The sequence below is a fragment of the Actinomadura physcomitrii genome (assembly GCF_008923205.2).
GTDB classification, from domain to species: domain Bacteria; phylum Actinomycetota; class Actinomycetes; order Streptosporangiales; family Streptosporangiaceae; genus Spirillospora; species Spirillospora physcomitrii.
On the sequence record NZ_WBMS02000018.1, the window covers coordinates 128,227 to 148,858 of the forward strand.

General features: G+C 69.6%; 22 protein-coding genes and 1 pseudogene. 17 read left to right on the forward strand and 6 right to left on the reverse strand.

Features of this window, described 5'->3' with window-relative positions; translation table 11 throughout:
* Positions 1-169: 169 nt before the first annotated feature.
* The 3 genes from F8568_RS23365 (at position 170) to F8568_RS23375 (ending at position 2,343) form a co-directional block, all read left to right on the forward strand.
* Entirely contained in the window at positions 170-727 is a 558-nt protein-coding gene (locus tag F8568_RS23365) for a helix-turn-helix domain-containing protein (RefSeq protein WP_151595805.1), read from the forward strand.
* Between the two features lie 27 nt (positions 728-754).
* Positions 755-1,525 carry a thiolase family protein gene (locus tag F8568_RS23370; RefSeq protein ID WP_151595806.1) on the forward strand — a complete coding sequence of 257 codons (771 nt, stop codon included), beginning with the start codon at positions 755-757 and terminating at the stop codon, positions 1,523-1,525.
* A 101-nt stretch (positions 1,526-1,626) separates the two neighbouring features.
* A complete protein-coding gene (locus tag F8568_RS23375) occupies positions 1,627-2,343 on the forward strand; it encodes an IclR family transcriptional regulator (RefSeq protein ID WP_151595807.1) in 717 nt (238 codons plus the stop codon).
* A 46-nt stretch (positions 2,344-2,389) separates the two neighbouring features.
* Here the strand turns inward: F8568_RS23375 and F8568_RS23380 are convergent, their stop codons facing one another.
* Complete coding sequence (locus F8568_RS23380) at positions 2,390-3,166, reverse strand: SDR family NAD(P)-dependent oxidoreductase (protein WP_151595808.1); 777 nt, start codon at positions 3,164-3,166, stop codon at positions 2,390-2,392.
* Between the two features lie 506 nt (positions 3,167-3,672).
* Between F8568_RS23380 and F8568_RS23385 the strand changes: the two genes are divergently transcribed.
* From F8568_RS23385 to F8568_RS23410, 6 genes are all read left to right on the forward strand, one after another.
* On the forward strand, positions 3,673-4,569 hold the full coding sequence (locus F8568_RS23385) for an enoyl-CoA hydratase/isomerase family protein (protein ID WP_151595809.1): 897 nt from the start codon (positions 3,673-3,675) through the stop codon (positions 4,567-4,569).
* A gap of 67 nt (positions 4,570-4,636) precedes the next feature.
* The gene (locus tag F8568_RS23390; protein ID WP_151595810.1) at positions 4,637-5,050 is read left to right on the forward strand and encodes a Zn-ribbon domain-containing OB-fold protein; all 414 of its coding nucleotides are present in this window, start codon (positions 4,637-4,639) and stop codon (positions 5,048-5,050) included.
* The gene (locus F8568_RS23395) at positions 5,047-6,219 is read left to right on the forward strand and encodes a thiolase family protein (protein WP_151595811.1); all 1,173 of its coding nucleotides are present in this window, start codon (positions 5,047-5,049) and stop codon (positions 6,217-6,219) included. Before F8568_RS23390 ends, F8568_RS23395 begins: the two co-directional genes overlap by 4 nt.
* Positions 6,220-6,287: 68 nt before the next feature.
* On the forward strand, positions 6,288-7,607 hold the full coding sequence (locus F8568_RS23400) for a phenylacetate--CoA ligase family protein (protein ID WP_202125256.1): 1,320 nt from the start codon (positions 6,288-6,290) through the stop codon (positions 7,605-7,607).
* A gap of 58 nt (positions 7,608-7,665) precedes the next feature.
* Complete coding sequence (locus F8568_RS50540) at positions 7,666-8,901, forward strand: thiolase family protein (protein WP_202125257.1); 1,236 nt, start codon at positions 7,666-7,668, stop codon at positions 8,899-8,901.
* A gap of 239 nt (positions 8,902-9,140) precedes the next feature.
* Positions 9,141-9,887, forward strand: coding sequence for an IclR family transcriptional regulator (locus F8568_RS23410; protein WP_151595813.1), 747 nt, complete (start codon positions 9,141-9,143; stop codon positions 9,885-9,887).
* 22 nt (positions 9,888-9,909) lie between these two features.
* On the opposite strand, the gene F8568_RS23415 is transcribed toward F8568_RS23410, so the two are convergent.
* Positions 9,910-10,731 (reverse strand): SDR family NAD(P)-dependent oxidoreductase, encoded by an 822-nt coding sequence (locus F8568_RS23415; RefSeq protein ID WP_151595814.1) that lies wholly within the window; start codon positions 10,729-10,731, stop codon positions 9,910-9,912.
* Between the two features lie 205 nt (positions 10,732-10,936).
* Between F8568_RS23415 and F8568_RS23420 the strand changes: the two genes are divergently transcribed.
* Positions 10,937-11,548, forward strand: a complete 612-nt coding sequence (locus F8568_RS23420; RefSeq protein WP_151595815.1) for a hypothetical protein — start codon at positions 10,937-10,939, stop codon at positions 11,546-11,548.
* 73 nt (positions 11,549-11,621) lie between these two features.
* Here the strand turns inward: F8568_RS23420 and F8568_RS23425 are convergent, their stop codons facing one another.
* The gene (locus F8568_RS23425; protein WP_151595816.1) at positions 11,622-12,794 is read right to left on the reverse strand and encodes a CaiB/BaiF CoA transferase family protein; all 1,173 of its coding nucleotides are present in this window, start codon (positions 12,792-12,794) and stop codon (positions 11,622-11,624) included.
* A 302-nt stretch (positions 12,795-13,096) separates the two neighbouring features.
* Here F8568_RS23425 and F8568_RS23430 point away from each other — a divergent pair, with 302 nt between their 5' ends.
* Complete coding sequence (locus F8568_RS23430) at positions 13,097-14,278, forward strand: thiolase family protein (RefSeq protein ID WP_151595817.1); 1,182 nt, start codon at positions 13,097-13,099, stop codon at positions 14,276-14,278.
* On the opposite strand, the gene F8568_RS23435 is transcribed toward F8568_RS23430, so the two are convergent.
* On the reverse strand, positions 14,265-15,194 hold the full coding sequence (locus F8568_RS23435; RefSeq protein ID WP_151595818.1) for an NADP-dependent oxidoreductase: 930 nt from the start codon (positions 15,192-15,194) through the stop codon (positions 14,265-14,267). The genes F8568_RS23430 and F8568_RS23435 overlap by 14 nt on opposite strands.
* Positions 15,195-15,331: 137 nt before the next feature.
* On the opposite strand from F8568_RS23435, the gene F8568_RS23440 reads away from it, so the two are divergent.
* The 6 genes and pseudogenes from F8568_RS23440 (at position 15,332) to drmC (ending at position 18,056) form a co-directional block, all read left to right on the forward strand.
* Positions 15,332-15,874 carry a MarR family winged helix-turn-helix transcriptional regulator gene (locus F8568_RS23440; protein WP_151595819.1) on the forward strand — a complete coding sequence of 181 codons (543 nt, stop codon included), beginning with the start codon at positions 15,332-15,334 and terminating at the stop codon, positions 15,872-15,874.
* A gap of 194 nt (positions 15,875-16,068) precedes the next feature.
* Positions 16,069-16,356 (forward strand): annotated as a pseudogene (locus F8568_RS51105) (transposase); the annotation flags it as partial.
* 67 nt (positions 16,357-16,423) lie between these two features.
* Positions 16,424-16,945: a hypothetical protein gene (locus tag F8568_RS23450; protein ID WP_151595820.1), complete on the forward strand. Its 522-nt coding sequence runs from the start codon at positions 16,424-16,426 to the stop codon at positions 16,943-16,945.
* Positions 16,926-17,261 (forward strand): DUF1998 domain-containing protein, encoded by a 336-nt coding sequence (locus F8568_RS23455; RefSeq protein ID WP_328600990.1) that lies wholly within the window; start codon positions 16,926-16,928, stop codon positions 17,259-17,261. Before F8568_RS23450 ends, F8568_RS23455 begins: the two co-directional genes overlap by 20 nt.
* On the forward strand, positions 17,258-17,680 hold the full coding sequence (locus tag F8568_RS23460) for a hypothetical protein (RefSeq protein WP_151595822.1): 423 nt from the start codon (positions 17,258-17,260) through the stop codon (positions 17,678-17,680). The genes F8568_RS23455 and F8568_RS23460 overlap by 4 nt, the downstream gene beginning before the upstream one ends.
* Entirely contained in the window at positions 17,640-18,056 is a 417-nt protein-coding gene (gene drmC / locus F8568_RS23465; protein ID WP_207750426.1) for a DISARM system phospholipase D-like protein DrmC, read from the forward strand. The genes F8568_RS23460 and drmC overlap by 41 nt, the downstream gene beginning before the upstream one ends.
* A gap of 212 nt (positions 18,057-18,268) precedes the next feature.
* On the opposite strand, the gene F8568_RS23470 is transcribed toward drmC, so the two are convergent.
* Together F8568_RS23470 and F8568_RS23475 are read right to left on the reverse strand one after the other, a co-directional pair.
* Positions 18,269-19,639, reverse strand: a complete 1,371-nt coding sequence (locus F8568_RS23470; protein ID WP_151595869.1) for an ABC transporter substrate-binding protein — start codon at positions 19,637-19,639, stop codon at positions 18,269-18,271.
* A gap of 71 nt (positions 19,640-19,710) precedes the next feature.
* Positions 19,711-20,619, reverse strand: a complete 909-nt coding sequence (locus tag F8568_RS23475; protein WP_151595824.1) for an LLM class F420-dependent oxidoreductase — start codon at positions 20,617-20,619, stop codon at positions 19,711-19,713.
* Positions 20,620-20,632: the final 13 nt, after the last annotated feature.

Consider the following 20,632-nt stretch of genomic DNA (forward strand, 5'->3'; position numbering starts at 1 on the left):
CTCGTCAAGTTCTAGTAGAACATCAAGTGGGGGCGCCGCCGGGAGGCGGGTGGTCGGACATCCCGCGCCGGCCGCTGCCGCCGCCCGGCCACGGGAGCGGAGCGCCGCCGGCCAGGCCGGTCGGCACGCGGCAAGATGTACGGCAGCTCCCGCCAGAACCCTTTCGCTCGTGCAGCGCAACCTGATCACCTGCGATCGGTTCGCGCGATGCGCGGACGAACTCCCGGCGCTTCTCCTGTTCGACAACGACGATGCCGTTCAGCCGATGGCCCGGCGCCGGTACCGGCCCCTCGCCGAACTGAGGCCGCCCCAGCGGAATCGCCTGAGCGAGACCCTCCTCGCATGGCTCCAGACGGGTGGCAAGACACTCGAAGTGGCCGCCCTTTTACATCTGCACCCCAGACCGTCCGCTATAGAGTGCGCCAGCTCCAAGATCTTTTCGGTGACAGTATGGAAGATCCCGACTGGAGGTTCGAAATGGAGATCGTCCTGCGCAAAAGGCTTCTCGTCGGAGACGAACGCCAAGGGTGATGCTGAAGCCCGCGCCGGCGGGCCCGGGCCGGGGACGGCCTCGGCGGCGACGGCGACCCGCATCGGCGCGCGTCAGGATTCGCGCTTGCCGTCTCCGGCCGTTGCACAGCCCGCCACCACGCTGAACAAACTGCGCAGAGAAGTCGGCCGCTTTTTGTACCCCGGTGAGCAGCAATGTGATGACCCGGCATCGTAGGCGCCCGAGGCCGTCCGCGCCGACCTGATGGGGATTCCCGACCGGACGATGTTCATGGACACCTACGCCGCGCAGGCGAACTACCACATGCATCGCTTCGGCACCACGCAGCGGCAGATCGCCGCGGTCGCCGCGAAGAACCACACGAACGGGGCCGCGAATCCCCTCGCCCAGTACCGGTTCGCGATGACCGTGGACGAGGTGCTCGCCGACCGCGAGGTGAGCTACCCGTTGACGCGCGCCATGTGCGCGCCCGTCGGCGACGGAGCGGCGGCCGCCGTCGTCGTCTGCTCGGAGAGAGCGCTCACGAGCCTGCCCGAAGCGGTGCGCGAACGCGCTGTGCGGGTGGCCGCGGCCGTTCTGCGCAGTGGCGTCTACCGGCGACCTGACGAGGTGAGCCTGAGCCGGGTGGCGGCCGACCGCGCTTACGAACTCGCGGGCATGAAACCTGAGGACATCGATGTGGCCGAGGTGCACGACGCCACGGCGTTCGGTGAGATCTACCAGGCGGAGATGCTGCGGTTCTGCGACGTCGGCGCGGGCGGCCCGTTCGTCGCCGCCGGCGCGACGGCTCTGGACGGACGCCCGCCGCTCAACACCTCCGGTGGCCTGCTGTCCAAGGGGCACCCGATCGCGGCCTCGGGGCTGTCGATGACGCACGAGGTCGTCTCGCAGCTCCGCGGTGAAGCCGGCCCCCGCCAGGTGCGGGACGCGCGAGTCGCCCTCGTCGAGAACGGCGGCGGGATCATGGGCCTCGAAGAGGCCGCCTGCTGCGTCACCATCCTCGATCGGCGCTGACCCTTCCGTCCGGTGCGGTGGGCGGCTTCCGGGTGCGGCTGCGGTAGCATCCGGGCAATGGTCGGGCATCCCAACACAGGATCGAGCGCAGGGTCGGCTGCATGAGGTCGATGCAGCGCGTCGTCGCCATCCTTGAAAGCGTCTCCCGTTCGGCCACACCGGCGACACCCGGCCGAGTCAGCGAGGAGACCTCCCTGTCGCTGTCGACCGTGTCCCGGATCATGCGTGAGCTGGCCGTCGAGGAGATGCTGGACCGCTCGTCCGACGGGACGTACGTGCTCGGCACCCGGGTGTTCAACCTCGTCTCCACCGCCACCAGCAGGGGCGACAGGACCGCCGGCATCAACCGGGTGCTGCAGCACCTGCGCGACCTCACGGGTGAGACGGCCTCACTGCACGTCCGCCGAGGCGACCAGCGGGTGTGCGTCGCCTCGGCGACCAGCGGCCACAGCCTGCGGCGCGTCATCCCCATCGGCGACTCGGTCAACCTGGTGGGCTCCGTGCCCGGCGACGTGTTCCTCTCCCAGGCCGACGAATCGGAGAGGGACTCGCTGGTGTCGGCGGTCCTCTCGGGCCGGGCGCGCAAGGAGCAGCTCGAGAAGATCCGGTTCACCGCCGAGCACGGGTACTCCGCCTACAGCGCCGACAGCCACGGGCTCACCGGCATCGCGGTGCCCGTGCGCGTCGGGGACGAGGTCCACGCCGCGCTGGCCGTGTCCGGGCCCTCGGTCAGGTTCACCGTGGAGATCGCCGAGTCCTGGCTTCCCGACCTGCGGACCGCGGCCAGGCGGCTGGAGCCGTGGATGAGGGCCGAATGAGGCGCCGGCGGCCGTTCGGCCCTCCGGCGCTCCCGCCGGATCGGCGCTACGACCTCTCGCGGAGGTCCTGCCACACCCGGCGGTAGGCGGACACGGCCTCGAAGCCGCCGTCGACCGGAACGTCGACACCGGTCAGGAAGGACGAGTCGTCACTGGCGAGGAAGAGCGCCACGGCGGCGACCTCGTCAGGACGCGCGGCCCGGTCCAGCGGGGTCATCGAGCGCATCGCGTCGTAGGCCGCGGTGCCCGCGATCAGCGGGGTGTGGACCAGCCCCGGATGGATCATGTTGACGCGGACGCGCCAATCCGCGAGCTCCAGGGCGGCCGACTTCGACAGGCCGCGCAGTCCCCACTTGCTCGCGGCGTAGGCGGCGACGGGATGGCCCATCATGCCCGACAGCGAGCCGATGTTGACGATCGATCCTCCGCCGCTGTCACGCATCAGCGGAGCGCATGCCCGCATCCCGAGCATGGGTCCGTTGAGGTTCACCGACAGGATCCCGTCCCAGTCCGCCATGGTCATGGCCATGAGTCCGTCGCGGACGATGATGCCCGCGTTGTTGACCAGAACGTGCAGGCCCTCCCCCGCCGACTCGATGCTCGTGACGAGCTCGGCCCACGAGTCGTCCTGGGCGACGTCGAGGCGCTGGAAGGTCGCTCGCCCGCCGTTCGACGCGATGCGCTCGGCCAGCTCCCGGCCGGGCGATTCCTGGATGTCGCAGACGAAGACGTGGGCGCCCTCCCGGGCGAAGAGCTCCGCCTCGGTGGCGCCCATTCCGCTCGCCGCGCCGGTGACGACGGCGGTCTTCCCGTCAAGCCTCATCTTGTTCTTCTCCTTCGTGTGCAACGGTCCGGGCCGAAGGACCGCCGAGCGGAACACGTGCCAGTTGAGCGGTGGTGGCCGTCCGGCGAGGGCTCTGGTTCACGAGCGCGCCTGAGCGGGATGTCGGAGCTCCGGTCTCACGGAGCCCGGCGCGTCGGACGCCTTCCCCTGCGGCGAAGCCATCTCATGCACTGGGAAGCCCGGTCGCTGGATGGAAGCATCCAACGGACTTTCCGCCGCTCCTGTCAAGGCCGCTTCCCGGCATCACCAAGAGGCCCGGCCTTCATTTCCGACCCTGGACATCCGTCGGATACGTGAGTACCGTCACTGGCATCACGTGAGAAGTTCGCTCACACAGTGAGCGAGCATGGCATCGGCGGCCGAGGGTGAGGCCCGCCCGGGGCACGGATCCCGGCAGGTGACGGCGCCCCCGCCCGGAGGCTGATGACCTTCACATCGCAGCGCATCGTCCCGGAGCGACCGGGGACACGAGGAGGAGAACGAAAATGGCGAGTGTGTCACCGCGGCACATGCCGGCCTTCGTCAAGCCGCCGAAGTTCGAGGAGTACAGCGAGAAGTACAAAGAGCACATCATCATGGAGCGCCGCGACGGCGTGATCATGCTCCGGATGCACACGAAGAACAAGACCCTCGTGTGGGGGCCGCAGCTTCACCGGGCGATCCACCAGGCTGTGGAGGAGGCCGCGGCGGACCCGGAGAACCAGGTGATGATCCTCACCGCGACCGGCGACTTCTGGGTCGCCTACGGGTACTCCATCAGGGAGGAGGGCTACAACCTGCCGGAATCGACGGCGGAGGAGCGGGCCAAGTCGAGCATGGACTTCTTCGTCGGTGACGGCATGCCGCTCCAGGAAGCCCTGGTCTTCGATGTGCGCATCCCGACCATCGCCGCGATCAACGGTCCCGGGTACCACATGGAGATGGCCCTCATGTGCGACCTGACGATCTGCACCGACGACACCGTGATGGTCGATGTCCACAAGTGGATGGGCTTCGTGTCCGGGGACGGCGTCAACATCGCCTACCAGGGCCTGATGGGCAACAAGCGAGCGAACTACGCCATGCTGCTCGGCACGCCGGTGACGGCCCAGCAGGCGCTCGAGTGGGGCATGGTCAACGAGGTCGTCCCGCGGCAGCGGATCTACGACCGCGCCTGGGAGCTCGGGGCCAAGGTCATGGAGGGCGGCGAGAAGCGCCGCGCCTACCGGCGGATGATGACCGAGATCATGCGCAAGCCCTGGAAGACCCGCATGTCCGAGGACTTCTTCGGAGCGTTCGCGGCCGAGATGTACGGCTACATGGCCGAGCCGGACGTGAGTCACGACGACGAGGCCCTCGACGAGATGTGGAAGCAGTGCGGAGTCGAGATCCCGGAATGGTGACCGCACGCCGGCCGGCCCCGTGCCGGAAGACGCGAGGGGCCATGGCGTCCTTGCCGGGGGCCGCGAGATGAAGCTGCACGATCCCGCGATGTTCACCGGGAACGCCGAGGACCCGGCCCTGGTCGGGCAGAAGTGCCGCGCCTGCGGGAAGGTCGCCTTCCCGCGCAAGCGGGTGTGTCCCGGCTGCTTCGGTGAAAGCCTCGACGACCACGTCCTGAGCACGACCGGAGTCCTGCACACCTTCACCTGCACGCATGTGGGAGCGCCGCACCTGCCTTCCCCCTACCTGCTCGGGTTCGTCGACGTCCCCGAGGGCGTGCGGCTCCTGTCGCTGCTGACCGACTGCGATCCGTGGGAGGAGGTCCTCCGGGTCGGCATGCCCATGGAGATGGTGATGAGGCCGCTCATGCGGGACGCCTCCGGCGAGGACCTCTACACCTACAAGTTCCGGCCCGCCGGGCAGAAGAGGACGAACCCATGAACCTCAGGGACGTCGTCGTGGTCGGGATCGGGGAGACGAAGTTCGGCAAGCACACCGGACGCTCGATCACCGACATCGGCGCCGAGGCCTGCGTCAAGGCGATCAAGGACGCGGGGGTGGGCCACAGGCAGGTGCAGGTCGCCACCGGCGGCTACGCCTGCCAGTGGAACGCCCCTCTCGGGCAGTACTACGCGTTGCCGCAGATCGTGCTGCGCGAGATCGGCATCACCGACATCCCGATCATGCGGACGGAGTCCGGATGCGCGACGGGCTCGGTGGCCTTCCGGGACGTCTGGTACCGGATAGCGACCGGCGAGTACGACGTCGGGCTCGCCTTCGGCGTCGAGCAGATGAACGTGGCCGACTCCAGCAGCATCCTCCACCAGATCTCCGACCACATCCCGGAGCGGGACGGCGACCTCGGCCTGACGGCGGCCGGCATCTACGGGCTCATGGCGCACAGGATGATGGCCCAGAACGGCGTCACCCGCGAGCAGCTGGCCCGGGTCGTGGTGAAGAACCGGCGGTTCGGATCCCGCAACCCCCTGGCGCAGTTCCCGGACCCGGTCACCGAAGACGAGGTCCTCAACGCGCGAATGATCTCCGATCCGCTCACGCTGTACATGTGCTGCGGCAGGGGCGACGGCGCCGCCGCGGCGGTGCTCATGGACGCGGCGACCGCCCGGCGTTACGGGACCGGACACGTGCGCGTCGCGGCCAACGTCCTGACCTCCGGCTCCTACCCCGACGACCGCGACTTCACGACCTTCGACGCCGACGTCAGGGCCGCCGACCAGGCCTACGAGATGGCGGGACTCGGGCCGGAGGACCTCGACATCGCCGAGATCCATGACAGCTTCGCCCCCGCCGAGATCAAGCACTACGAGGACCTGGGCTTCTGCGAACGCGGCGAGGGCGGCGCGTTCCTCGACGAGGGCCGCTCGGACATGGGCGGCGACATCGTCGTCAACACCAGCGGCGGCCTCCTCTCCAAGGGCCACATCATCGGCGCGACGGGCATCTCGCAGATCGGCGAGCTGGTCAAGCAGCTGAGAGGCGCCGCGGGCGGCCGGCAGGTGGAGGGCGCCAGGGTCGGCCTGCAGCACAACTCCGGCGGCTACGTGCACACCGAGTTCTGCTCGTGCGCGATCAACATCCTGACCGTGTGACGGCCGGCCCACGGACCGAGTGAAGGACGAGTAGAAGAACGATGGGTACAGCTCGCAAGTATTGGGACATGGAGATCGAGCCCCTGCTCAACACCCCGGAGATCAGGGACCTCCAGTGGAGCAGGCTCCAGCAGCTGCTGCACCGCCTGTACGAGGGCAAGCCCTTCTGGCGAGAGCGGATGGAGGCCGCGGGCGCACGGCCGGAAGAACTGAAGGGCCTGGACGACTTCAGCCGCCGGATGCCGATCATGGACAAGGCGCAGCGCCGGCAGCTGCTGGCCGACTGCGACGGCGACGTGATCCGCGCGGTCGACCGGTCGATCGCCGTCCCGGTGGACGAGGTCGTGCTGATGGCCGCCACGTCCGGCACCACCGGCGAGCCGACGCCGTACCCGCACACCGAACGGGACAACCAGGTCGCCGCCGAGCTCTTCGCCCGCCTTCTCTGGCGGGCCGGCCTGCGGCGCGGTGACCGGGTGGTCCATGCCTTCGGGCTCAGCATGTGGCTGGCCGGCGTCCCGTACGTCCAGCGCATGCAGCACAGCGGCGTCTGCCTCCTGCCGGTGGGGGCCGAGGGAGGATCTCAGCGGATCCTGCGGTTCGCCAAGCAGTTCCAGGCCGACGCCCTGTTCGCCACGCCGTCGCTGGTCGAGCACCTCATCGAGAAGGCACCGGAGCTGATCGGCATGCCCGTGGGCGAGCTCGGCATCAAGACCATCGTGTGCGCCGGTGAGCCGGGCGCGGGCATCGCCGAGGTCCGCCGGCGCATCCAGGACGCCTACGGCGCGACCCTGTACGACCACGGCGGCGGGTTCGGGATCTCGTGCGACCATTCCGAGTACCAGGGAATGCACCATGTCGCCGACGACAAGCTCATCTTCGAGCTCGTCGATCCGGACACGCGTGAGCCCGTCCCGTTCGAGCACGGCGCCCGGGGGCTGGCCGTCCAGACCACCCTCGAGGCCGAGGGGATGCTCTGGATGCGCGAGACCTTCGGGGACATCGTCCAGGTCTTCACCGAGCCGTGCCCGTGCGGTGCCTCCGGCTTCCGGTTCAAGGTGGTCGGCCGTGCCGACGACATGCTCAAGGTCAAGGGCGTGATGGTCTACCCGGCGGCCATCGACGGCGTCATCACGGGGTTCGCGCCGCGGGTGACCGGCGAGTTCCGGATCGTGCTCGACGATCCTCCGCCGCGGGTCGTCCCGCCGCTGGTGCTCCGGGTCGAGCGGGGCGAGAACGTCCCGGACGAGCAGTTGCCGGCCCTGGCGAACGAGATCGAAGAGCGGATGAGCTCCACGCTGAAGGTCAGCCCGCGCATCGAGTGGGTCGCCCCCTACACGTTCGAGCGGACGGGCGGCAAGACCAACTTCTTCGACCGCAGGTACTGATCGCCGCAGGCCGCCCGCGCCTTCCCGGCGCGGGCGGTCGAGATCCCCGGGAGGACACGTGGACGTCTACATCGTCGGTGTCGGAATGACGCCCTTCGGCAGGCTTCCGGAGATGGGCGTGAAGGACCTCACCCGCCAGGCCGTCAACGATGCGCTCGGCGACGCCGGCTGCGGCAAGCCGGCCGTCCAGGCCGCGTTCTTCGCCAACACCGTGATGAACTACCTGGAGAATCAGGTCTTCATCCCGGGCCCCATCGCTCTGCGTGCCATGGGATTCGAAGAGATCCCCATCCTGACCATCGAGAACGCCTGCGCGAGCGGATCGACCGCGCTCTGGGACGCCGTCAACTACGTGCGCAGCGGGGCCGGCGATGTCGCTCTGGCCGTCGGCGCCGAGAAGATGAACGTCGGCGACAAGCAGCGCCGGCTCGCGGTCTTCGACAGCGGCTGGGAGGTCGCGACTGCCGATGAGAACTACGCGAACCTGATGGCCTACGGCGCCGGGGTCGACATCCCCCCGGACACCGAGAGCCCGGACCCGCGCAGCCGCTTCATGGACGTCTACGCGGCGTACGCCCGCCACCACATGCGCGAGTACGGGATGACCCAGCGCCAGATCGCGGCGGTGTCGGCGAAGAACCATCGGCACTCGGTCCACAACCCGCGCGCCTTCTACCGCAAGCCGTTCACGGCCGAGGAGGTGCTCGCGGCCAAGCCGGTGGTCTACCCGCTCACCGTGCCCATGTGCGCACCCGTGACCGACGGCGGAGCCGCCGCGATCGTCTGCACGGAGGAGGCGCTGTCGCGGCACGGCTTCGACCGCTCGCGAGCCGTCAAGGTCGAGGCCTGCGTCCTGGTGAGCGGGGTCGACCGCAAGCCCGGGGAGGTCGAGAAGCAGCCCACGTGCCTCGCCGCACGGCGCGCCTACGAGCAGGCGGGCATCGGTCCGGAGGAGATCGACGTCGCCGAGGTCCACGACGCGGCGGCCATCGGCGAGATCCGCGAGATCGAGAACCTCGGGCTCTGCGAGTTCGGCGCGGGCGCCGAGCTGTCCGAGCGCGGCGAGACGGCCATCGGCGGGCGCATCCCGATCAACCCGTCCGGCGGCCTCGAGTCGAAAGGACACCCGATCGCCGCCACGGGACTCGGGCAGGTCTTCGAGCTCGTGTCCCAGCTGCGGGGCGAGTGCGAGGGCCGCCAGGTGGAGAACGCCAGGTTCGCGATCCAGGAGAACGGAGGCGGAAGCATCGGGCTGGACGCGGCGGTCACCGTCGTGACCATCCTGTCCAGGTGAGGATCGCCGGCCCCTACCTCGCGCAGCGCAGCCGGCCTCGTTCTTGCTCCGGCGATCTCCTGCTCCTCCCGGGCGTTTCCCTGGTGGAGGTGGGATTCGCGGCCGGGGCTTCGGGATCAACCGTGCGGTATCGTCGTCATGACGGTCGATAGGGATTCACGGCCCTCCGGTTGTGCCGGTGGCCCCGGACCGTCCCCGGTTCGCACGACTGTACGGGCGGTCTACGGAGAAGGCCTGGAATGCAAGCTCTCGAACGGATCCTGGCGATCCTCGAGTCCACCGCGAGGACCGCGTCCGCCGCGTCGCCGACGAAGGTCGCGGAGGAGACGGGCCTGTCGCTGTCCACGGTGGTGCGGCTCATGCAGTCGCTCACCGACGCGCACGTCCTGGTGCGATCGGCCGACACCGGGCAGTACCGGATCGGGCCCCGGCTCGTGGGGATCGTCGCCCGCGCCACCCAGTCGTTCGACTACCGGATCGCGGCACAGCCTCTGCTGGACAACCTCCGCGACATCACGCAGGAGACCGCGTCGCTGCACATGCTGCAGGGCAACGACCGCATGTGCGTCGCGGCGGCTTACACGACGCAGCCCTTCGGCCGCATCGTGCCCATCGGTCTGCCCTTCCCGGTGGCCGGATCCGCGGCGGGCCACGCGCTGCTGTCCCAGCTCGACGACGGGGATCTGGAACGCGTGCTCAACGAGGTATGCGAGGGTTCGCAGGTCGAGATCGTCCGGGCGGCCGTGCAGGAGGTCCGGGAACAGGGCTTCACGGTGGCCGTCAACCAGGCCGTGGCGGGGATCAGGGGCATCGCGATGCCGGTCGGAAAGGACCCGGGACTGGGCTGCCTCAGCGTCTCGGGCCCGGCCTCGCGCTTCGACGACGCGGCGGCCGCCAAGGCACTGCCGCCCCTTCAGGAGACAGCCGAGGCGCTGGTGTCCATGCGAGCACTCGAACCCCCGGCCGAGCGCCCGGGACGGGCGTAGCGGGGGCGCTCGGGGCGGCCGGTCAGGCCTCGAACAGCGGGCCGCCGCTCACCCGCGTCATGCCCCCGTCCACGATGACTTCGGTCCCCGTGACGAAATCGGCCTGGTCGGACGCGAGGAACAGGGCGGCGCGGGCGACGTCCAGACCCGTTCCCTGGCGGGCGCGCGGGATGGCCCGGCGCCGCTGCGCGACGAAGTCGTCCCATTCGTCCATCCGGTCGGCGTAGGCGGCCGCCACCGTCGGCGTGTCGACGTAGCCGACGACGACGGTGTTGGCACGGATGCCGTACGGCGCGCCCTCGATCGCGACTTCCCTGATCAGCGCGTTGGCCGCGGCCTTGCTGGAGGCGTACGCCGGAAAGGGCCTGCCGGTGGAGCGGATCGAGGCGATGCTCGAGATGTTCACGATCGCGCCGCCGCCGCCCGCCCTCATCTGCGGGATCACGGCCTGGCAGGCGAGCATCAGGCTCTCGACGTTCACCCGGTAGACCAGACGCCACCGCTTCATCGACATCGCCGTGGTCGTGTCGTCGGCGGCGATCCCGACGTTGCAGTGCAGGACGTCGATCCCGCCCAGGGCGTCCATCGCGTGCGACACGTAGGCCTCCACCCCTTCCGGAGTGGAGACGTCGCAGATCACCGTGGTGCATTCGGCGCCTTCGCGGCGGACCTCGTCGACCGTGTCCTTGATCCGCTCCGGATCGCGGTCGACGAGGACGAGCCTCGCACCTTCCCGGGCGTACTGGACGGCCGCCGCCCTGCCGTTGCCGAGCCCGGGACCGAGCGCCCCGGCCCCGGTGACGACGACGCGCTTCCCCTCGAACCTTGATTCGCTGCCTGCCATGGAGGGCTATGCCCGCCTTTCTCTTCGCGCACGCGCACGGCACTCTCATTGAATGAGAGCAACTCCTAGTCTATGGTTTCAGGCTGGCAGTGCGATCGAAGGCTGTCAAGAGGTAACTATCACCTGTTGATAGCTACATCTTGACAGTGGTAGTCGCCGGGTCATGTACTGGCGAGCACGCGACGCACCTCACGGAGGAGGACGGATGAATCCCTATTACGAGGCGACGGTGGCCTGGTACGAGAACATCGCACGTGAGGCCAGGGAGAACGCCAGCCCCAAGCGGCGGAAGATCTGCCAGAACTACCTGGAGCACGCCGCGCTGGAGTACAGCGACCGCTGGCCGGAGATCTTCACGCCCCAGCGCACCGTCGAGCACCCCGTCTACAAGGTCCGCTGGGGCACCCCGGAGACGGTCGTGTACGACGGCATGGACGCGGTCAAGGGCTTCTACACCGAGTTGAAGAACGGCGGGGTCCTGACCAACCAGGACGAACTCCTGTCCGTCGCCGACTGGGGCTTCTCCTCCTTCCTGACGATCAACCTCTTCCGGACCGGGGCCCAGCTCGCGGACCAGGGGATGGAGGTCGACGATCCCGCCGCCGACTACGTGATCCAGACCCCGTGCGCGATGTACTGGCTCTACGACGACGACGCCCGCCTGATCGGCGAGTACGTCTACGAGATCGAGCCGGGCGTGGTGAAGAAGCTCTCGCCTGAAGAGGTCGTCACCGAGGACGACATCAAGCGGCTCATCGAGCCCTACCTCCCGCAAGGCCCCGAAGTCGGAAGCAGCGCCGCGTTCCAGGGCGTATAGCCCTCTGGAGCACGGAGTGCGTCGCCCGTCCGCACGGCACGGAACGGCCGTGCGGGCGGGCGCTCGGATGGTGTCACTGGATGATCTCGCCGGCGCGGAGCCGGGCGATGTCTGCCTCGGTGAGATCAAGGACCGTCGTGAGCACCTCGTCGGTGTGCTGCCCCAGGGCGGGACCGGACCACCGGACGCTTCCCGGGGTGCGGGAGAGGAACGGCAGCGCCGCCGGCATCGGCCGCTCGGAGGCCCCCATCGGGACGCGGACGACGCTGCCGCGCCGCTCGACGTGGGGATCGTCGATGATCTGCGAGGCGGTGTTGACGTTCCCGGCCACGACGTTGCTCTCCTGGAGCGCCTTGGTCGCGGCCTCCTGGCCGCGCTCCGCGCACCAGGCGCGCAGCGCGGTGATGATCGCCTGGCTGCCGGTCTCGTCCTCGGCCAGGTGCCCGGAATCGATCAGCAGCGTGCGCAGCGCCGCGATGGACGGCGTGGTCGCCGCCGAGACGACCACGCTGCCGCCGTCGCTGGTGGTGCAGATGTCGGTGAGAAAGGCTTCGTCGAAGGGGAACATCGTGCCGTTGCGGAGCGGGTCGGTGCCGCTGGCGTCGGCCAGCGGAAGCTGCCACTCGATCATCCGCAGCAACGGCTCGTACAGCGCCAGGTCGATGACCTGGCCGCTGCCGCTGCGGTCGCGTTCGAACAGGGCGAGCATCACGCCGTAGGCCCCCATGAGGCCGGTCGTCATGTCGGCCAGGGAGTAGCCCGGATGGAGCGGCGGCTCGTTCCGGTGGCCGGTCAGGTGGGTCGCTCCGCTGAAGGCTTCGGCGATCTTTCCGAATCCGCCCCGCCGGCTGTAGGGGCCCTGCTGGCCGTAGCCGGAGACGCTCAGCATCACCAGATCCGGCTTGACCTTGAGGAGGTCCTCGTAGCCGAGCCCGGCACGTGCCAGGACACCCGGCCGGAAGTTCTCCACGACGGCGTCGGCCGTCGCGATCAGGCTCCGGACGATCTCCAGTCCTTCCGGCTTCTTGAAGTCCACCGCCACGGAGCGCTTGTTGCGCGCGCTCACCGACCACCAGACACCGACGCCGTCGGCCTGGGGGCCCATCCGGCGCAGGCTGTCGCCGACGCCCGGCTGCTCGATCTTGACCACGTCGGCACCGAAGTCGGCGAGCAGCCCCGCCGCCATCGGCCCCGCGACCGCGTGCCCCAACTCGATGACCCGGACACCTTGCAGCGGCTGGTCCACGGATGCTCCCCGGAACGATCGACTCTCACTAGTTGAGAGTTACTATTACTGACTGCAACTTACTGTTGCATCGACATGATGTCTCGTCAAGAGCCGGGGACGCGTGCGGACAAGGACCGCCCCGGATCCCATCAAGAGCAGGCTGCTAGCATTCAACGGGAGTAGCTCTCACTGAATGGGAGTAGAGATGTCGTTCTCATCATCCGGCGCGTGCCGGAGCCACGCCCCGCATCGAGCCGGTAGCGCGGTCCGAGGCCCAGCGAAATGATCCGCCGAAATCAGCCGTACAAGGAGGCACGAGGATGACGGAACGCGCCGCACACCTACGTGATGTGTTCGTCGCCGGCGTCGGCACCACACCGTTCGGCAAGCACCTCGACCGGACGCTCGGATCGCTGGCGGGCGAGGCCGCCGACGCGGCCGTACGGGACGCCGCCTGCGAGTACGGCGACATCGAGATGGTGGTCTTCTCCAACGCCGCCGAAGGCGTGCTGAGCGGCCAGGAGATGATCAGGGGCCAGGTGGCCCTCAAGGACACCCCGCTCGCGGGGCTGCCCCTGTTCAACACCGAGAACGCCTGCGCCTCCGGCAGCGCGGCGGCCCATCTGGCCTGGCTCGCCGTCGCGGCCGGACAGGTCGACCGCGCCATCGCCATCGGCGCCGAGAAGCTGTTCCACCCCGACAAGAACAGGTCGTTCGCGGCGATCGAATCGGGCACGGACCGCTCGCTGAACAGCGAGGACCTGCGCCCCGGCCAGGGCTCGGTGATGATGGGCGCCTACGCCGCCGAAGCCCGGGCCTACGCCGCCGAGTTCGGCGACGTCGACAAGGCGATGGCCGCGATCGCGGTCAAGAACCGCCGGTTCGCCGCCGGCAATCCGCACGCGCAGTTCCGCTCCCCGATCACCGTCGCCGACGTGCAGGCCGGCCGCGAGGTCGCCGCCCCGCTGCGGCTGCTCACCTGCTCCCCGCTGACCGACGGCGCCGCGGCCATCGTGTTCAGCGCCGAGCGACCGCGCACCGGGGACCGTCCCGGTGTCGTGGTGACGAGCTGCCGGTCGGTGAGCAACGGCCCGGCCGGCCCCGTGGTCGAGCGGGCCGCCCGGGCCGCCTATGAGGCCACCGGACTGTCGGTCCACGACATCGACGTCTTCCAGCTCCACGACGCCAGCGCCTTCGCCGAACTCCTGCAGTACGAGCAGATCGGCATCGCCGCCAAGGGCGAGGGCATCGCCGCCGCGCTCGACGGCCGGACGGGGCCGGGCGGAGACATGCCGGTCAACACCGACGGAGGCCTGCTGTCGCGGGGCCACGCCCTCGGTGCGACCGGCCTGGCCCAGCTCGGCGAGCTGGCCCGGCAGCTGCGCGGCGAAGCCGGCGAGCGGCAGGTCCCCGGCGCCCGCCGCGCCCTGTCGGTCAACTCGGGCGGATGGATGGGAGACGACTACGCGACGGCCTTCGCCACGATCCTCACGCGACGATGACGGTCTTGCCGGCCAGGCCGCCCTGGTCGGCCTGGGCGTGGACGGCGGCCAGCTCCGCCAGGGGCCGCCGGTCGGCGACGTCGATCTTCAGGTCGCCGGTAGCCACGCGGGCGAGCAGCCCGGCGAGCTGGTCGGCGTCGCTGCGGACGGCCATCCGCACCGTCCGCACCCCTCGGCCGGGCTCCGCGGGCGGCTCGGTGGTGGCGCTGATGAGCACGCCGCCGTCGGCGGTCAGGCCGGCGAGCGCGGCGATCTCCTCCGGCGGGTTCGGTGCCAGGTTGACCACCACGTCGAAGCCTCCGCGCGCCGCCTCGGCGACGGGCGCGGCGGTGTAGTCGATGATCTCGTCGGCGCCGTGGCCGCGGACACGGTCGGCGCTGCGCGGGCTCGCGGTCGCGGTCACGACCGCGCCCGCCCGGTGCGCCAGTTGCACCGCGTACCCGCCGACGGCGCCGCCCGCCCCGTTGACCAGGACGCGCTGCCCGGCCTGCAGGCCACCGTGCTCGAACAGTGCCTGCAAGGCGGTCAGGCCCACCCCGGGCAGAGCCGCGGCGTCGACGAGGTCCACACCCTCGGGAACGGCGGCCAATACCTCGGCGGGGGCGAGCGCGTACTCCGCCGAGGCGCCGTCGGCGGTCAGCGGCAGGAAGGCCGCCACCGCGTCGCCCTCCGCCCAGCCGGTCACGCCCGCACCGATGCCGGCGACCGATCCGGTCACGTCCACGCCTGGGACGTGCGGCAGCTCCAGCGGGAGCACCTCCTTGAGGTATCCCGCGCGGAGCATGGCGTCCGCCGGGTTGAACGACGTCGCGGTCACCTTCACCAGCACCTGCCCCGGTCCCGCCTCCGGCGTCGGAACGTCCTCGTGCGCCAGGACGCCGCTGTCGCCGTACTGGTGGTAGCGCACTGCCTTCATGGTCGTCACCTTCCTCGTCATTGCTTCGACTTCGAAACATACCGCATGCTTCGAATTCAAAGCGACAGCTCGCGATGACGCACCTGCGGCTGGCAGCCCGGGGGCATGTTCGAATTCGAAGCATGTAGCCTGCAAGGATGGGAGAGGACCGGGATGACACGCTCCAGCCCGAGCAGCTGGAGGCCTACTTCGCGCTCACCGAGGCCGTCAGCCTGCTCCAGCACGCCGTCGACCAGCAGCTGCGCGCCGAAGGCGATCTCACCTACATCCAGTTCCAGCTCCTCGCCCGCCTGTCCGACGCCGAAGGCCGGCTCACCATGACCGACCTCGCGGACGGCGTCGTCTACAGCCGCAGCGGCCTCACCTACCAGGCGGCCCTGCTGGAGAAGGCCGGTCTCATCACCCGCACCCCCAGCGTCGATGACGAACGCGCCACCCTCGTCACCATCACCGACGCCGGCCGCGCCCGCCTGGCCCGCGTCCTGCCCGGCCATGTCCGTGTCGGCCAGGAGATGCTGTTCGCCCCCCTCACCCCCGACGACCTGCACCACCTTCGCGACATCATGACCCGTGTCCGCGACCACATGCGCAGTCGGCCGCCGCGCTCCGCCGCGCCCCGCAGATCCCGGCGCGCCCCGTCGGGCGCTCCCGGAACGCCGGCCGCTACGGAAACCGGATAGGGAACTCGGCGGATCCCCTCACGCGAACCGGCGCCCCCGCCCCGCTCAGCCAGCACGGCGCGGCAGGAACGGGCTCGGTGCACCGGTGAAATCTCGTGATTGATAGGGCACGATGTCCACCGGAACGGAACGGGGAGCGGGGTGGAGCGCCCCGGGTTGGGTGGAGGCCTTGATACCTGGAAGGGTGAGGGGCTATGGCACCCCCGAGGAAGTACTCCGCTGAGCTGCGCGAACGTGCGGTCCGGATGGTCTTTGAGCTGCGTGAGCGGACAGGTGAGAAGACCGGGACGATCGCGCGGGTCGCCGATCAGCTCGGTGTGCATCGTGAGGCGTTGCGGACCTGGATCCGGCAGGCCGAGGTCGATGGCGGGCAGCGTCCAGGGACCACGACCAGCGACGCGGAAAGGATCGCCGAGCTGGAGCGCGAGAACCGTGAGTTGCGGCGGGCGAATGAGATCCTGAAGGCCGCATCCGCGTATTTCGCCCGGGAACTCGACCCGAAACTGCCGGCGACCACGGTGAGGACGACCAAACCGCAACGCCCCGAACATGGTCAGCCTGGCCCCGTCGTCGCTCGGGGCTGCACCATCTACGTGTCCGGCGACGTCCGCGGTCGACGCGGACTGGGCGTACCACGAACGCGTCTACCCCGAGGACGAGGACGCCACGGGGCCGGTGTGGCGCCGCGTGCCCGAGCGCGGGTCCGCGCACCTGAAACTCCGGGAAGGGATCCTCGCGCCGGAACAGCTCAACGCCGTGCACCCGGAGGTCGTGGTGAGCGGCCGGGCGCGGCTGCTCGACGGCAAGTGGCTCGTGTCGGTGTTCCTTATCAACGGCAAGCCGAAGCCGTCCCACCTCGCCGAGTCCGCGTGGATGTTCCAGGTCCGCATGAGCGTGCAGGCCCCCGGCGGCGCGGCGGCGTTCCTGCCCCGGCCCGCCGTCATCAGCGGCGGCGACAGGGCCGACAAGGCCGAGCAGAAGCGCCTGATGATGGCCTACCGGTTCACGCCCGAGTTCGTGCGGCTACAACGCCTCGGGCATCGCCGAACGGATCTACGCCCGCTCCGGTGACCGCCCCATGGCCGGCATCCTGCTCTACACCGCGGCGCCCGACAGCGAAGGGACGTTCGGCGGCCTCGTCTCGCTGGGCCGCCGCGACCGGCTCGGCGACCTCATCGGCCAGGCGCTCGACGCGGCCCGCCTGTGCAGCTCCGACCCGCTCTGCGCGCAGCACGACCCGCTGCCCCACGGCCGCCTGTTCGGCGCGGCCTGCCATGCGTGCCTCTTCGCGGCCGAGACGTCATGCGAGCACGGCAACCACTACCTCGACCGCGCGCTGCTCGTCGACACGGTGACCGACGCCGACATCGGCTTCCTCGCCCGGTGACCCCGGAGCTGGCCCGCGTCCTCGCCCGGCTGGCCGAAGAACTGCCGGCGCGGCACATCGAGGCATGGGCGCGGGTCCTGCACGGTTACCGGGCGCCCGGCGACGACCTCGAAGTACGGCTCATCGAGGCCGGACCGGGAGTCGCAGTCGGTGCCCGCGCCGCACGGCTCGCGCGGGCGTGGCGCGAATCCTCGCCGCGGCCCGCGGGCGACGCGCTCGCCCTGGCGCTGGAGACGGGAGCCGTCATGCACGCCCGGCATGCGGGCAGGCAGACCGACGTCGTCGTGAGCGGGCCCCTCGGCGACCGTCCGGCGGTCAGGCACACCGGCGCCGTCGTCACCGACGATCATCAGGGGCAGCGGATCGGACCTGCTCGTCGTGAGCTTCGCCGCCTTCGGCGTGAGCGAGGTCGTCCGTGAACTCCGGGACGCCGCAGCGCGTGGCGTGCGCATCGACCTGGTGCTGGAGAGTCCCCGCCAGGAAGGCGGAACGCTCAGGGGCACCGGCGCGGCGACGGCCTTCGCCGCGCTGCGCGACTCGGCCACCTTCTGGACCTGGCCGTCCCGCCACCGCCCGGCCGCCGGCGCGTCGCACGCCGCACTGCACGCCAAGCTCGTCGCGGCGGACGGCCGGGTCGCCTTCCTCGGCAGCGCCAACCTCACCGACCGCGCGCTCGGCGACAACATCGAGCTGGGCGTGGTGGTGCGGGACCCGGCGGCGGTGCGCCGCATGACCGGGCACTTCCGCGGCCTGATGCGTCCCGGTCACGGCCCCTTGGAACCCGTTCCGCGCTAGCCGGTAGAGGTGATGGAGAAGTCGCGGACGGACGTGAACTCGGTGCGCCCGCCCGTCCGCCGGCACCACGACCAGGAACAGGAACCTGGGGATGTCGAAGGTCCCGGCCAGCTGATGGAAATGCCTGGCCTTCATCGAGTAGTCCCAGGTGTCCCCCGCGCCGGCCGGGCTCCGTCACGCAGGACGCTGAGCGCTGGCGAGGAACTTCTCCATTATTTGACGTCGTTCATGCTCTTTCCGACGTCGGTCAGGGTGAGGGGTTTCCCGTAGCCGCCGGTGAACTTGTACGTCGGCGCGCCGCAGCTGTACGGGCCCTTGTTCGGCTTGAAGTCGGCGGGCTTCCAGCCGTCCGGAGTTGCCTTCTCGATGTTGAAGCAGTCGAGCGGAACGTCGTTCTTGGAGAGGTCCACCGGGGCCTGCAGGCCCCCCGCCGTCCACGCGGTCTCCTTGCGAGCCGCGTCGTAGACGCATCTGCGGGTCAGGTCGTCCCCGCAGCTGCCGGCGGCCTTCGCGAACAGCAGCCACCCGGTGAAACCACGCAGCGCGTTGAGCGTGAGATCGGCGTCCGGTGCGTACTTGTCATAAAGGTCCAGGACCTTTTTGGTCGCGGGGCTGTCCGAGGCGGTCTCCAGCGGATGTATCCCGCTGAGGTCGGCGAAATTGTTCTGGAACTTCAGCGACGGACCCGCCAGCTTGATGAACTGCGGGAGGTAGGCGTTGTTGTTCGCATCGATCCAGTCCAGCTTGTAGTTGATGCCGGTCAGGATCTGCTCCAGCTTCGCCAGACTCGTGAAGTCCCCGTAGAAGACGAGGCCCTTGACGCCCTTGCTCTTGATCGATTGGGCGTAGGGCGTCCAGTCCGAGACCCCCGCGGCCGGGTACAGATCGTTGTAGGCGATGGTCGCGCCCATCGCCTTCATCGACTCCATTCCCTGCGCCACCAGCGCCTTGGTGACCGGCGAGTCGCCCGAGATGATGCCGACCGACCCCTTCGACCGCGGGTAGGCCGACTTCAGCAGCCACGACCAGTACCCCTGGTACCGGTTGTAGGAGGGGCCGCCCGTCTGGGTCAGCTGCAGGTCCGAGCCGTTGTTCTGGACCATGCTCACCTGCGCCGGGAAATCGGGGAGCAGGCAGGACAGCCGGTCCTTGGTGCCCATCCCGTCCAGCGCGGCGCTACCGCCGACCAGCGCGAAGTCCTGCTTGCAGGACTCGAGCATCCGCTGCCGGACCTCCAACATCTTGGTGTCCCGGATGTGCGGGACGAGTTTGCGGCCCTTGATGCCGCCCAGCTCGTTGCACCAGGACGTGAACACCTTCGCGGCGTCCTCCAACTCCGGATTCTTGGTGAAACCGACATCGGAGAACACGCCGACATCGATCGCGTCCTTGGTGACGCCCTGCTCGGGCGCCTTCGTCGGGCTCCCGGGTCCGCATACGTTCTTCAGATCGCCGAAGTCGGCCGAGACGGCCCGGCTCTTGGCGCCACCCCCCTCAGACGGCTCCTCATTGTCGGTGCCGCTGCGGCCGCACCCGGCGGCCAGCAGGGCGATCGCCGCGAAAGCGGCGACAGGCCTCAGCATCTTCACGGGCTTCCTCCTCGAATATCCCCGAGCGGACGGCGGAACGGGTGATCGCACAACCCTTTTTCGTGTTAGCGGCAGTAGTTCGCCCCGAAGGCGTCGAGGAATTCGAGTGTCGCCGACCGTTCCCTGGTGTGGCTCGAAACCACGACCCAGGTGGCTCCGGCCTCCTCGACGCGGGCCAATGCGTCCCGGTGCCGGTCGACGTCCACGGCCGGAGAGGCGATACCGGAGCCGTGGTAGGAATACAGCACGTCGATGGGCTCGTCGCGCCCGGCCTTCTCCGCGGCGGCCCGCAGCTCGGCGATGGTGGAAGCCAGTTCACCGACCGATCCGAGCGCCGGCGTGCGTGTGACGGCGCTCAATTCCTCGCCTCCCGACATCGGCATCCATCCCTGCGCCCGCTCGGCCACCCGACGACGACTCAACGCCGAGTTGCCGCCGATCCAGATCGGGATCGGATTCTGCGCCGGACGCGGCCGCGCCACGACGTTCCGGGCGCTGAAGTGCTTGCCTTGATAGCTGAAAGGCTCCCCGCTCCAGTGCATCGGCAGCACATCGAGAGCCTCGTCGAACAGTTCGTTGCGTTCCTGCATGTCGACTCCGACGGCGAAGTACTCACGCTTCATGTAGCCGGTGCCGAGACCGAGAATGAGGCGTCCGCCCGACAGCCTGTCCAGGGTGGCCGCCGCTTTCGCCAGGAGGAACGGGTTGCGGTACGGAGCTACCGCAAGGTAGGTGAGCAGCCGGAGCCGTTCGGTCATCCCCGCCGCATAGCCGAGTGCGACGAAAGGGTCGAGGGTCTGGTGTCCGCCTGTCTTCAGCCACTCATGTCCCGGGACCGGATGCTCGCTGAGTGATATTCCGTCGAAGCCGGCGCGCTCGGCGGCGACCGCCACCTCGCCGAAGTCTCCGGCGTCCAGGAGGTCGCCCTCGAAGCCCGCGGTCTCGGGGTAGTGGAAAATGAACCTGAGTGCCATGCCGTCCGATTCC

Excerpts from the sequence above, each read along its gene's own strand:
- F8568_RS23375 (WP_151595807.1), top strand. The coding sequence starts at position 1,627 with ATGAGGTCGATGCAGCGCGTCGTCGCCATCCTTGAAAGCGTCTCCCGT.
- F8568_RS23450 (WP_151595820.1), top strand. The coding sequence starts at position 16,424 with ATGGTCAGCCTGGCCCCGTCGTCGCTCGGGGCTGCACCATCTACGTGT.
- F8568_RS23435 (WP_151595818.1), bottom strand. The coding sequence starts at position 15,194 with ATGAAGGCAGTGCGCTACCACCAGTACGGCGACAGCGGCGTCCTGGCG.
- F8568_RS23410 (WP_151595813.1), top strand. The coding sequence starts at position 9,141 with ATGCAAGCTCTCGAACGGATCCTGGCGATCCTCGAGTCCACCGCGAGG.
- F8568_RS23385 (WP_151595809.1), top strand. The coding sequence starts at position 3,673 with ATGGCGAGTGTGTCACCGCGGCACATGCCGGCCTTCGTCAAGCCGCCG.
- F8568_RS23415 (WP_151595814.1), bottom strand. The coding sequence starts at position 10,731 with ATGGCAGGCAGCGAATCAAGGTTCGAGGGGAAGCGCGTCGTCGTCACC.
- F8568_RS23430 (WP_151595817.1), top strand. The coding sequence starts at position 13,097 with ATGACGGAACGCGCCGCACACCTACGTGATGTGTTCGTCGCCGGCGTC.
- F8568_RS23440 (WP_151595819.1), top strand. The coding sequence starts at position 15,332 with ATGGGAGAGGACCGGGATGACACGCTCCAGCCCGAGCAGCTGGAGGCC.
- F8568_RS23395 (WP_151595811.1), top strand. The coding sequence starts at position 5,047 with ATGAACCTCAGGGACGTCGTCGTGGTCGGGATCGGGGAGACGAAGTTC.
- F8568_RS23420 (WP_151595815.1), top strand. The coding sequence starts at position 10,937 with ATGAATCCCTATTACGAGGCGACGGTGGCCTGGTACGAGAACATCGCA.
- F8568_RS23470 (WP_151595869.1), bottom strand. The coding sequence starts at position 19,639 with ATGCTGAGGCCTGTCGCCGCTTTCGCGGCGATCGCCCTGCTGGCCGCC.
- F8568_RS23390 (WP_151595810.1), top strand. The coding sequence starts at position 4,637 with ATGAAGCTGCACGATCCCGCGATGTTCACCGGGAACGCCGAGGACCCG.
- F8568_RS23475 (WP_151595824.1), bottom strand. The coding sequence starts at position 20,619 with ATGGCACTCAGGTTCATTTTCCACTACCCCGAGACCGCGGGCTTCGAG.
- F8568_RS23380 (WP_151595808.1), bottom strand. The coding sequence starts at position 3,166 with ATGAGGCTTGACGGGAAGACCGCCGTCGTCACCGGCGCGGCGAGCGGA.
- F8568_RS23400 (WP_202125256.1), top strand. The coding sequence starts at position 6,288 with ATGGAGATCGAGCCCCTGCTCAACACCCCGGAGATCAGGGACCTCCAG.
- F8568_RS23370 (WP_151595806.1), top strand. The coding sequence starts at position 755 with ATGGGGATTCCCGACCGGACGATGTTCATGGACACCTACGCCGCGCAG.